Genomic DNA, 12,100 nt, shown 5'->3' on the forward strand with positions numbered 1-12,100 from the left:
ATTCGTCATCCCGGGCTTGACCCGGGACCCGCCTTCCTTCTTCCCAACCGAGAAAAGACAAGGCAGGCCCCGGGTCAAGCCCGGGGTGACGAGAAGTTGGATGACTGCAACCGGTCGTTAGCGGACACCCTCAATTTCCGTTCGTGTCGAGCGAAGTCGAGACACCCCCGATGGGCATCTCGACTTCGCTCGATGCGAACGGGATTGGAAAAGGGCGACTACCTGTATGACCGGCAATCGCCCATTTGCCCTCTATCGTCAGATCCCAACCACCGGCTGGTTATGCCGCGCCATGCTGCGCGCACGGCCGTAGGCGAGGTAGACGAGGATGCCGAGGATGTTCCATCCGAGGAAGCGGACCAGCGTCATGCCGGGCAGGCTGAACAGCAGATAGAGGCAGCCGAGCACCGCGAGCGAGCCGACCAGATAGGGCGCCGGGCAGCGGAACACGCGCGGCAGGTCAGGCGCCTTCTTGCGCAGCACCATCAGGCAGACGCCGACCGCGATGAAGGCGACCAGCGTCCCCGCATTGGCGAGTTCGGCGATCTCGTCGAGGCGGAAGAAACCCGCGACCGCGGCGACGAAGAGGCCAGTGATGCCGGTGACCAGCACCGGCGTGCCCGTACGCTTCGACACCTTGCTCAGCGAGCGCGGCAGCAGCCCGTCGCGGCTCATCACAAAGAACACACGGCTCTGGCCGTACATCATCACGAGGATGACCGAGGGCAGCGCGATCAACGCCGCGAGCGCGACGAGATGCGAGGCGACCGGATGGCCGAGCGTGCGCAGCACCAGCGCGAGCGGTTCGGGCGAGTTGCCGAGCGTCGTATAGTGCATCGCGCCGATCGCGCTGATCGCGACGAGCATGTAGATCAAGGTACAGATCGCCATCGATCCGATGATCCCGATCTTGAGGTCGCGCGACGGATTCTTGGCCTCTTCGGCCGAGGTTGCGACCGCGTCGAAGCCATAAAAGGCGAAGAAGACGATCGCGGCGGCGGCCATCACCCCCTTCGTCGCGCCGCCCTCGACATGGCTGGCAAAGCCATAAGGCATGAAGGGCTGGAGATTGTTCGCGTCGAACGCGGGCGCCGCGAAAGCGACGAAGATCGACAGCGCGGCGAGCTTGATGATCACGAGGATGATGTTGAGCGTCGCGCTCTCGCGCGTGCCCGCCATCAGCATCCCGGCAACCGCCAGCGCGACGATCACCGCGGGCAGGTTGACGATCCCGCCGGCGTGCGGCCCCGACAGCAGCGCCGCGGGCAAATGGATTCCTGCCGACTGGATCCAGCCGACCAGATAGCCCGACCAGCCGACCGCAACGGTCGAACAGGCGAGCGAATATTCGAGGATCAAACTCCACCCGACGATCCATGCCAGCGTCTCGCCGAGCACCGAATAGGTGTAGGTATAGGCGCTGCCCGCGGTCGGGATCATCGTCGCGAGCTCGGCATAGGCGAGCGCCGCGCAGGCACAGACCGCACCGGCGATAGCAAAGGCGAGGATCACTGCCGGGCCCGCGCGCTCGGCGCCCACCCCGGTCAGCGTGTAGATCCCCGTTCCGACGATCGCGCCGACCCCCAGCGCCACGAGATGCGGCCAGCTGAGGCTGGCGCGCAGGCTATGCCCCGCCTCCTGCTGTGCAACCGCGATGGGCTTTATCGGCCCGAAAAAACCTGCTGCCACCTATTGCTCCTCCCTGAAACTGGAGCCGACGGCAGCCGGCTCCCCGGTTAATCGTCGACGAGCTGCTGACGCAGATCGTCCAATGTCTTGCGGATATGCGCATCGACCAGTTCGCCGACCTGGTCGGCATCGCGCGCGATCCAGGCCTTGAGCAGCGCGCGATGCTCCTCGTTCGCGCGTTCGTCGCGCCCGAGCGGCTCGAGATGCACGCGCACATAGCGTTCGGAGAGCACCTGCAGCCGTTCGAGGATGCTGACCGTGACCGGCTGGCCGCACGGGCGGAACAGCGCGCGGTGGAAGGCGCGGTTGAAGGCGCCGACGCCTTCGCCATGCTCGTCGGTGACATGGTCGAGCGTCTCGAGCGTCACGATCGCGTGCGTATGATCGGCCTCGGTCGCGAGCTTTGCCGCGAGCGCGGTGGCATCGGGTTCGAGCTTGATGCGAAGCTCATACACCTCCTGCGCTTCGGACGCGCTGAGCGACCGCACGAAGAAGCCGCGGTTCGCTTGGGAGCGAACCAGTCCTTCCTCTTCGAGACGCGCGAGCGCCTCGCGTAGCGGGATCTTGCTGACGCCGAGTTCGGCGGCGAGCGCGTCCTGCCGGATGGCATGGTCGCTGGATACGACGCCCGAAAGGATGCGGTCGCGGACTAGGTCCACCAGCTGGTCGGAAAGGTTTCTGATGATGAGGCTCATAAATGCCTCATAGCACCGAAAATCCATTCCAGAAGGCATCTGCGCGATCGACCCAGATCGTGTTGAATCCGGTCGCGATCGCCGATCCTTCGATCGAGGGGATGATGGCGGGGGTATCGCCGAGCATCGCCCGGTCCTCGACGCGCCCGATAAAGCGGCTGCCGATATAGCTTTCGTGCACGAAACGCTCGCCGACCTGCAGCCGTCCCTTGGCGACGAGCTGCGCCATCCGCGCCGATGTACCGGTGCCGCAGGGGCTGCGATCGATCGCGCGTTCGCCATAAAAGACGGCGTTGCGGCCGTCGGCGCCGGCGCCCCTGGGCCGGTCGGTCCACATCACATGGCTGACCCCCCGGATGCGATCGTCGAGCGGGTGCACCGGCTCATACGCCGCCTGCATCAGCGACCGCACCGTCCGGCTGAGGTCGACGATCCGCGACGCACCGAGCGCGTCGAGGCCGATATAGGGGCCCTGCGGCTCGACGATCGCGTAATAATTGCCGCCATAGGCGACGTCGATCGTCAGCCGGCCGAAGCCCGGAACGTCGATCTCGACCCCCTCGGCAGCGAGATAGGAGGGCACGTTGCGAATCCGCACCCACGACACCCGGTCGCCTTCGGTACCATATTCGATGTCGATCGTTCCCGCGGGAACCTCGACACGCAGCTTGCCCGGCTGACGCGGGGTGATCAGCCCGTTTTCGAGCCCGAAGGTGACGAGGCCGATCGTGCCATGGCCGCACATCGGCAGGCAGCCGCTCGTTTCGATAAAGAGGATGCCGATGTCGCTGTCGGCCTCTGTCGGCGGATAGAGAAAGCCGCCCGACATCATGTCGTGTCCGCGCGGCTCGAAGCACAGGCTCGTCCGGATCCAGTCGAACCGGTCGAGGAAATCCTGGCGCCGCTCGGCCATCGACCCGCCACGGACGAGCGGCGCACCACCGGCGACCAGCCGGACCGGATTTCCGGCAGTATGGCCGTCGATGCAGAAGAAGCTGTGGCGCATCGGGACCGGTCAGCCCGCCAGCGCCGCGATCTTGCTCGGCTGGGTCGCCGCGCATTGCTCGACCCACGCGATCACATCCTTGCGGCGCTGGCCGGCGAGCGGCAGGCGCGGCAGGCGCACGCGCTCGGACCCGCGTCCCATGATCTGCTCGGCGAGCTTGATCGACTGGACCAGGTCGCGGTCGGCGTCGAGATGGAGAAGCGGCATGAACCAGCGATAGATCGCCAGCGCCTCGTCATATCGGCCCTCGTTGAAGGCCGCGACAAGGCGGACCGATTCGGTCGGGAAGGCGCTCGTCAGCCCCGAGACCCAGCCACTGGCCCCGAGGAACAGGCCCTCGAGCGCAATGTCGTCGAGCCCGGCCATCACCGTATAGCGATCGCCGAAACGGTTGAAGACATCGGTGAAGCGGCGCGGATCGGGGGCGCTTTCCTTGATTGCGACGATATTGGGGACATCGCGCAGCGCCTGAAGCGTCGCGAAATCGACGTCGACGCGGTACGCGGGCGGATTGTTATAGAGCATGATCGGGAGCGAAGTCGCCTCGGCCACGGCGCGGAAATGCGCCTGCAGCTCTTCGGGCGTCGGCACATAGACCATCGCGGGAAGCAGCATGATCGCGTCGGCGCCGAGCTTTTCGGCGTCCTTGGCATATTGGACCGCGCGCGCGGTGGTGAATTCGGAAACCCCCGCGACGATCGGCACGCGCCCGGCAACCGCCTCGACCGCACCTTTCAGGACATGGCGCTTCTCGTCGGGCTCGAGCGAATTATTCTCGCCGCACGTGCCCAGGATGATGAGCCCGTCCACGCCGTCATCGACGAGCGCGCTCTGCACACGCTGGGTTGCGTCGAAATCGATCGACAGGTCCTCGGCGAATTGAGTGGTAGCTGCGGGATATACGCCCTCCCACAGTGTCCGTATTACGCTCATTCATTACCTCCGTTGAAGCTTCGGATCGTATACGGTATATGATACAAGATGCCAAATGATTTTCCATCCCGCCCGTCCGATCCGCAAAATGCCGTCGTCATCGGCGGCGGCGTGGTCGGCCTCGCCACTGCGCTTGCCCTGCAAATGCGCGGTATTTCAACCATTCTGATCGATTCGCCCCCGGTCTCCCCGGCCGCATCATGGGGCAATGCGGGGCATATCGCCATCGAACAGGTCGAACCGCTCGCTTCGCGCGCGACGATCCGGTCGATGCCGCGCCGCCTGTTCTGGCGCGGCGGCGCATTGTCGCTGCCGCTGCGCGACATAAGCGCGTGGGCGCCGTTCGCGTTGCGGCTGGTCGCCGCAACCAGCCCCGCGCGTTTTCGGAAGGGGCGAGCCGCGCTCGCCGACGCGCTCGGCGACGCGATGGGCGCGTGGCGCCGGCTGCTCGGCCGAATCGGGTCGAGCGAGCTGCTGGTCGAGGACGGCCATTTCATCGTCTGGGAAAGCGCCGCCAGTGCCGCGAAGGGCCGCGCGCATTGGGCGGCCGCCGACATCGGGCAGGCGACGATCCGCGATGCGACGCCCGCCGAACTGCGCCAGCTGGCGGCGCTCACGCCGAACCCGATCGCGGGCGCGATTCGCTTCTCGGGATCGGCTCGGATCGCCGATCTCGACGCGCTAGCCGCAGCGTTGCGTACCGGATTCGATGCTGCGGGCGGAACGCGAATCGAAGCAAAGGTCGAGAGTCTGATCGTCGAGGGCGGCTGCGCCGCCGCGACAACTGTCGGGGGGCAACGGCACGAGGCGGATGCGATCATCGTCGCCAGCGGCGCGGCATCGGGTGTGCTATTGGCATCGATCGGCCATAAAGTGCCGATCATTGCCGAGCGCGGCTATCATATCCAGTCGGCGGCGAGCGATTGGCCGATGGACATGCCGCCGGTGGTGTTCGAGGATCGCTCGATGATCGTCACCCGCTTCCGAACGGGGCTGCGCGCGGCAAGCTTCGTCGAATTCGGCCGCGGCGCCAGCCCTGCCGATCCGCGCAAATGGGAACGGCTGCGCCAGCATGTCGCGGCGCTCGGTCTGTCCTTTCACCTGCCCGGTGCCGAGTGGATGGGCGCGCGGCCGACCTTGCCCGACTATCTGCCCGCGATCGGCCGTAGCGACCGGGCGACGAACCTCTTCTATGCGTTCGGGCATCAGCATCTCGGCCTCACCCTTGCGGCCGCCACCGGGGATGCCGTCGCCGCGCTAGCGACCGGCAATGCACCGCCGTTCGACCTTGCCCCCTTCGACCTCAAGCGTTTTGGAGCCTGACCATGACCCACGGAATCGGCGGATCGACCGCAGACAAAGAACTCGCCGCGATCACCCCCTGGACCGATCGCGCCGCACCGATCACCGCTGCCGAACGCGAGCAGCGAATCGAGAAGGCGCGGCGGTTGATGCGCGAGACGGGCGCCGACGCGCTGTTGATCGGGGCTGGCGCCAGCCTGCGCTATTTCGCCGGCATCCCGTGGGGCGCGAGCGAGCGGCTCGTTGCGATGCTGCTCCCGCAGACGGGCAAGCCGATTGTGATTGCGCCCGCCTTCGAACTCGGCACGCTCGAGGCCGACCTCAAGATCGAGGTCGAACTGCGACTGTGGGAAGAGGATGAGAGTCCGTCAACGCTCGTTGTCGGCGCACTGCGCGAGATTGGCGCGACGACGCTCGCGATCGATCCGGCGATGGCGTTCCTGTTCGTCGAACGGATTCGCCGCGCCGCACCGTCGCTCGACATCGTCGAGGGCGGGCCGATCGTCGACGGCTGCCGGATGTATAAATCGGCGAGCGAACTGGCCTTGCTCCAGCAGGCGAAGTCGATGACGCTCGAAGTCCATCGCCGCGCGGCGCGCATCCTAGCGCCGGGCATCGCCGCGAGCGAAGTCACGCGTTTCCTCGAGCAAGCGCACCGCGCGATCGGCGCGCCGGGAGGAAACAGCTTCTGCATCGTCCAGTTCGGCCGCTCGACCGCCTTTCCGCATGGCCTTCCGGGCGACGCACGATTGCAGGAAGGTGACGTCGTGCTGATCGACGTCGGCTGCGTCGTCGAAGGCTATAATTCGGACATCACGCGCACCTATGTCTTCGGCGAGGCCGATGCGGAGCAGCGGCGCATCTGGGCGCTCGAGAAGGAGGCGCAGGCCGCCGCTTTCGACGCCGCGCTCCCCGGCGAGCCATGCGAAGCAGTCGACGCCGCGGCGCGCGCGGTGCTTGAAAAAGCGGGGCTCGGCCCCGACTATCGCCTGCCCGGCCTGCCGCACCGCACCGGCCACGGCATCGGCCTGTCGATCCACGAGCCCGCCTATCTGGTGCGCGGCGACAAGACGCCGCTCGCGCCCGGCATGTGCTTTTCGAACGAGCCGATGATCGTCATCCCCGATCGCTTCGGCATCCGGCTGGAGGATCATTTCTATATGACCGAAACCGGCGCCGCCTGGTTCACCGAACCCTCGCCCGAGATCGACCGGCCGTTTGGCTGACCTAGTCGAGCAGGCGAAGCACATCCTCGTAGAGCGGGCGCGGTATGTGCACGCCGTTCGCGAGGCTGCGCGCGCGGGCCTCGAAGCGGCGCTGCGACGGCAGCCGCGCGCCCTGTCCGGCGATCGCATCGAAGACCGCCTCGGCGCGCTCGATATGGTACGCCGCTTCGGCACCGAGGAAGCCGGCAGGATCGATCGCGAAGATGAATTCGCCGCCGATCGGTGACGAGCCCGCGCCTGCGTCGAGCGCGATCGATTCGGCGCTGGTGAGGTCGCCGATCAGCGGCCCCGCGAGCAGTTCGACCATCGTTGCGAGCGCCGATCCCTTATGCCCCCCGAAAGTGAGCATTGCGCCACCAAGCGCGGCCTCGGCATCGGTCGTCGGACGTCCTTTGGCATCGATGCCCCAGCCTTCGGGAATGGGTTTGCCCGCGCGGCGATGCAGTTCGATCTCGCCGCGCGCGACCGCGCTCGTCGCGAAATCGAAGACATAGGGATAGGCGCCGGGGCGCGGCCAGCCGAAGGCGATCGGGTTGGTGCCGAACAGCGGCTTGATGCCGCCCGCAGGTGCGACCCAAGCGTGGCTGGGAGTGCAGGCGAACGCGACCAGTCCGGCGGCGGCGACCGCCTCGACCTCGGGCCATAGCGCGGCGAAATGGACGCAATGGTTGATCCCGAGCGCGGCGATCCCGTTTTGCCGGGCTTTTTCGACGAGGTGCGGCAGTCCTTCCCCGAACGCGGTCTGGGCAAAGCCACCCCCCGCATCGACCCGGACCAGCGCCGGCGCGACATCGTGCACGACGGGGACGGCGTCCTTCACGACCTTCCCCGCCTTCAGCGTGTTCACGCAGACGAGCAGGCGATAGATGCCATGACTCGCGCATTCGTCGCGCTCGCCGGCGACGATCGTTGCGGTCACCGCCTCGACATGACGCGGCGCGAGGCCGTGATGCGCAAGAATATCGCGCGACAGCGCCGCCACTTCGTCCAGCGAAAGCTGGACCTTTTCATCCTCGATCATCGATCCTCCACCAAATTATCGGTTGGACATATAGCCGCTTGCAAACTTCGTATACTGTATAATATGCTGTCATCAAGGCGGGCAAGGACTTGAGGGGAGCGTGATGCAGCCATCGCATATCAATCGCCGCACCCTGCTTGCGGGCGCCGCCGCCGTGGCGCTGGTCCCGGTTTTTGTACGCGCGGCGCCCTCCCTGTCCACGACCTTCGGGCCTGCCAAGCCGCTGCCGCTGTCGGCGGTGCGCCTGCTCGATTCGCCGTGGCGCGATGCGATCGAGGGCAATCTTCGCTATCTGCACGCGCTCGAACCCGACCGCCTGCTCCATAATTTCCGCACCAGCGCCGGGCTCGAACCCAAGGGCGCGGTTTACGGCGGGTGGGAAAGCGATACGATCGCGGGACACAGCCTCGGCCATTATCTGACCGCGCTGGCGCTGATGCACGCGCAGACGGGCGATGCCGAGAGCAAGACGCGCGTCGATTATATCGTGAACGAGCTCGCCGAAGCGCAGGCGGCGCATGGCGACGGCTATGTCGCGGGCTTCACGCGCAAGCGCGGCGACGTCGTCGAGGACGGCAAGCTGCTGTTCGCCGAGCTGAAGCGCGGCGACATCCGGTCGATGGGGTTTGACCTCAACGGCTGCTGGGTTCCCTTCTATAACTGGCACAAATTGTTCGCAGGGCTGTTCGACGCAGAGGAGCTTTGCGGCAATGCCAAGGCGCTGCCCGTTGCGGTCGGGCTTGGCACCTATATCGACGATGTGTTCGCGGCACTGAACGACGAACAGGTCCAGCAGGTGCTCGACTGCGAACATGGCGGGATCAACGAAAGCTTCGCCGAACTTCATGCGCGGACGAAAGACCCGCGCTGGCTGCGCCTTGCCGAACGGCTGCGGCACCGCAAAGTGCTCGACCCGCTGAGCGAAGGGAAGGATTCGCTGCCGTGGATCCATGCCAACACCCAGATCCCGAAGATCATCGGCCTCGCGCGGCTGCACGAGCTGACCGGCAAGGCGGATGACGCGGCGGCGGCGCGTTTCTTCTGGGAAACGGTCGTCCGCGATTATAGCTATGTCATCGGCGGCAACGCCGACCGAGAATATTTCCCCGCGCCGCGGACGATCTCGAAACATATCACCGAACAGACGTGCGAGAGCTGCAACAGCTATAATATGCTGAAGCTGACGCGCCATCTCTACGGCTGGCGGCCCGAGGCGCGGCTGTTCGATTATTATGAGCGCGCGCACACCAACCATATCCTCGCGCATCAGGACCCGGCGACGGGCATGTTCGCTTATATGGTGCCGCTGATGTCGGGATCGGCGCGCCAATTTTCGAAACCCTTCGACGATTTCTGGTGCTGCGTCGGGTCGGGCATGGAAAGCCACGCGAAGCATGGCGATTCGGTCTGGTGGCAGAGCGGCGACACGCTGTTGATCAACCTCTACATCGCCTCGACCGCGAGCTGGGCCGAGCAGGGCGCGACCTTCCGGATGGAAACCGCCTATCCGTTCGGCGAGCGGGTCAACATCACCCTCGACGCGCTCGATCGCTCGGGCGACTTCGGCGTGGCGCTGCGAATTCCGGGCTGGTGCGACGGCGCGACGCTGACGGTGAACGATGTGCCCATGCCGACGGCGGCAGGCGACTATGCGGGGATCCGCCGCCGCTGGGCGAAGGGCGACCGCATCGCGCTGACGCTGCCGATGCGGTTGCGCACCGAGGCGGCGAACGACGATCCCTCGACCATCGCGCTGCTCCACGGGCCGGTCGTGCTCGCCGCCGATCTCGGCCCCACCGACCAGCCTTATGACGGCCCCGCGCCCGCATTGGTCGCGGCCGACCTGCTCGCGGGCTTCGCGCCGGTCGATGCCGCCGCTGGACGCTTCCGCACCACGGGAATCGCACGGCCCGCCGACCTCACCTTTGCGCCTTTCTTCCAACAGCGCGACCGGCGCACCGCGGTCTATTTCAAAAGCTTCGACGACGCCGGCTGGGCACGCGAGCAGGCCGCCTTTGCCGCCGAGCACGCCCGCCAGCAGGACCTCGCGCGGCGGTCGGTCGACGTCATGAACCTCGGCGAGATGCAGCCCGAGCGCGACCATGGCCTCACCGCGAAGAACAGCTATGCCGTCACCTATCGTGGGCGGCACGGGCGCGATGCGCGGACCTTCGGCTTTTTCGAATATCGCGCGAAGGTGCGGCCCGGCCCGCTGATCCTGCAAGCGACCTATTGGGGCGAAGAGCGGGGCAAGCTGTTCGACATCCTCATCGACGGGACGAAGATCGCGACGCAGGCGCTGACCGGCGCACACCCCGGCGACTTCTTCACCATCGACTATCCGGTTCCTGCCGAACTGACCCGCGGCAAGGACAGCGTCATGGTCCGCTTCCAGCCGGCCAACGACACGACACGCTGCGGCCCCGTCTTCGGGGTCCGCATCTTCACGCCCGCTCCAGCGCAAGGGACGGTCTGACGCACGGGCATATTCGATAACAAAGGGGTCGCGACATGGGAAAACGCTATCGATTGCTGGTCACGCTTGGCCTCGTAATATTTGCGCCATCGGTGCTGGCGCAGGAACAGGGCGCCAAGCCCGCGGTCCACGCCAAAGCGGCGATGGCGTCCTCCTCGAACCCGACCGTGACCAAGGCGATGGTCGAGGTGATGAAGAAAGGCGGCACCGCGCTCGACGCCGTGCTCACCGCGGTGCCGATGCAGGCGGTGATCGAACCGCAGATGACAACGCTCGCGGGCGGGGTCTCGATCCTCTATTATGACGCAAAGACCGGCGAATATCATTATCTCGACGCCGAGCTCGATCATACGAAGGATGCGCAGGTCGGCGGCGGCTGGGCGCAATATACCGGCGGCGGCGGCGAGCGGCTGCCCGACACGTCGGGCAAGCGCATCGGCATCCCCGGCACGGTGGCAGGGCTGAAGGCGGCGGCGGACCGCTTCGGTACGCTCAAATGGGGCGATTATTTCGCGCCCGCGGTCAAGCTCGCCGACGACGGTTATCCGATGTACAGCTTCCTCTATGGCGAGCTTGCCGAGGCCGCGCTGACCCGGCTGTCCGCTTACCCTTCGGGGCGCGAGGAATATCTGCCCGAGGGCTATGTCCCGCCCGTTGGCACGATCGTGAAGCATCCGCGGCTCGCGCAGGCGATGCGCCGCATTTCGGCCGAGGGTCCATCATACATCTACACCGGCGAATGGGCGGAGCGCTTCGTCGCGGCGGTGCGTTCGACCGGCGGCGGGCTCACCGCCGAGGAGCTCGCGGGGTACAAGCCGCGCTGGGAAACCCCGCTGCGTTCGACCTATAATGGCTATGAGATCATCAGCGCGCCGCCGCCATCGACCGCGGGCACGCTGATCTCGATGGTGCTCAACATCGTCGAAAATTACGACCTCAAGGCGCGCCCGCATTATGCGCAGTCGGCCGAGAGCCTCGAATTGATCCGCCGCGCCTTCGGTTTCGCCGAGACCGCGACCGACGAATTCGTGCGCGATCCGCTGAGCTATGACGTGCCGACCGGGCTTCTGCTGTCGAAGGATTATGCGAAGGGGCTCGCCGCCCAAGCCACGGCAAGCCTGCCCAAGCCCGCCGCCGCCGCGGCGCAGGCCGCCCCCGCGCCGGGGAGCGCGCTCGAACTCGCGGCGTCGTTCGCGACGCACGACAAGCACTCGACCGACACCAACCACCTCGTCGCGGTCGATGCAGAGGGCAACATGGCCTCGGTCACCCACTCGGTTTACGGCAGCACCTTCGCAACCGGCATGGTCGTCGACGGGATCGCGATGAACAGCGGCAATAATTTCCCCGGCAACACCGCCGGCCCCGGCCGCCGCGTGATCTCCCCCTTCCCGCCGACGATGGTAGCCAAGGACGGCAAGCCGTGGATGACGATCGGATCGCCCGGCCTGTCCTCGCGCGCGGTGACGATCACGCTGATCAACCTGCTGGGTTACGGCGCACCGCTCGAACAGGCGGTCGACGCGCCGCGCTTTCAGGGATCGCAGGCCGGGGTGCCGATGGTGGTCGAAAGCCGCGTCAGCCAAGCGGTGCGCGACGAACTCAAGGCGCGCTATGGCATCAATGTCCGCCCCACCGCGCCCTATAATTGGCACTTCGGATCGATCCAGGCGATCCAGCGCAACCCCGACGGCAGCCTGACCGGCGTCGCCGATCCGCGCCGCGCCGGTCTCGCCGCCGGTTACTGACAAC

9 protein-coding genes are annotated in these 12,100 nt (G+C 66.3%); 4 read left to right on the forward strand and 5 right to left on the reverse strand.

Annotation, left to right across the window (positions count from 1 at the left end; genetic code table 11):
* Window positions 1-258 precede the first annotated feature (258 nt).
* From V6M50_RS03920 to V6M50_RS03935, 4 genes are read right to left on the reverse strand one after another with little or no spacing between them, the layout of a single operon-like run.
* Window positions 259-1,689 carry an amino acid permease gene (locus tag V6M50_RS03920; protein ID WP_332817240.1) on the reverse strand — a complete coding sequence of 477 codons (1,431 nt, stop codon included), beginning with the start codon at window positions 1,687-1,689 and terminating at the stop codon, window positions 259-261.
* 47 nt (window positions 1,690-1,736) lie between these two features.
* Window positions 1,737-2,384 carry a GntR family transcriptional regulator gene (locus tag V6M50_RS03925; protein ID WP_332817241.1) on the reverse strand — a complete coding sequence of 216 codons (648 nt, stop codon included), beginning with the start codon at window positions 2,382-2,384 and terminating at the stop codon, window positions 1,737-1,739.
* 7 nt (window positions 2,385-2,391) lie between these two features.
* The gene (locus V6M50_RS03930) at window positions 2,392-3,390 is read right to left on the reverse strand and encodes a 4-hydroxyproline epimerase (RefSeq protein WP_332817242.1); all 999 of its coding nucleotides are present in this window, start codon (window positions 3,388-3,390) and stop codon (window positions 2,392-2,394) included.
* Between the two features lie 9 nt (window positions 3,391-3,399).
* Window positions 3,400-4,323 (reverse strand): dihydrodipicolinate synthase family protein, encoded by a 924-nt coding sequence (locus tag V6M50_RS03935; protein ID WP_332817243.1) that lies wholly within the window; start codon window positions 4,321-4,323, stop codon window positions 3,400-3,402.
* A 48-nt stretch (window positions 4,324-4,371) separates the two neighbouring features.
* Here V6M50_RS03935 and V6M50_RS03940 point away from each other — a divergent pair, with 48 nt between their 5' ends.
* On the forward strand, window positions 4,372-5,646 hold the full coding sequence (locus V6M50_RS03940) for an NAD(P)/FAD-dependent oxidoreductase (RefSeq protein ID WP_332817244.1): 1,275 nt from the start codon (window positions 4,372-4,374) through the stop codon (window positions 5,644-5,646).
* Window positions 5,647-5,648: 2 nt separating this feature from the next.
* Entirely contained in the window at window positions 5,649-6,851 is a 1,203-nt protein-coding gene (locus V6M50_RS03945) for a M24 family metallopeptidase (protein WP_332817245.1), read from the forward strand.
* 1 nt (window position 6,852) lies between these two features.
* Here the strand turns inward: V6M50_RS03945 and V6M50_RS03950 are convergent, their stop codons facing one another.
* Window positions 6,853-7,872 carry an Ldh family oxidoreductase gene (locus V6M50_RS03950; RefSeq protein WP_332817246.1) on the reverse strand — a complete coding sequence of 340 codons (1,020 nt, stop codon included), beginning with the start codon at window positions 7,870-7,872 and terminating at the stop codon, window positions 6,853-6,855.
* Window positions 7,873-7,975: 103 nt separating this feature from the next.
* Between V6M50_RS03950 and V6M50_RS03955 the strand changes: the two genes are divergently transcribed.
* Entirely contained in the window at window positions 7,976-10,348 is a 2,373-nt protein-coding gene (locus tag V6M50_RS03955; RefSeq protein WP_332817247.1) for a glycoside hydrolase family 127 protein, read from the forward strand.
* A gap of 35 nt (window positions 10,349-10,383) precedes the next feature.
* The gene (locus tag V6M50_RS03960; RefSeq protein ID WP_332817248.1) at window positions 10,384-12,096 is read left to right on the forward strand and encodes a gamma-glutamyltransferase family protein; all 1,713 of its coding nucleotides are present in this window, start codon (window positions 10,384-10,386) and stop codon (window positions 12,094-12,096) included.
* The last annotated feature ends 4 nt before the right edge of the window (window positions 12,097-12,100 follow it).

It is taken from the genome of Sphingopyxis sp. (genome assembly GCF_036675685.1).
In the GTDB taxonomy this organism is placed as follows: Bacteria; Pseudomonadota; Alphaproteobacteria; order Sphingomonadales; family Sphingomonadaceae; genus Sphingopyxis.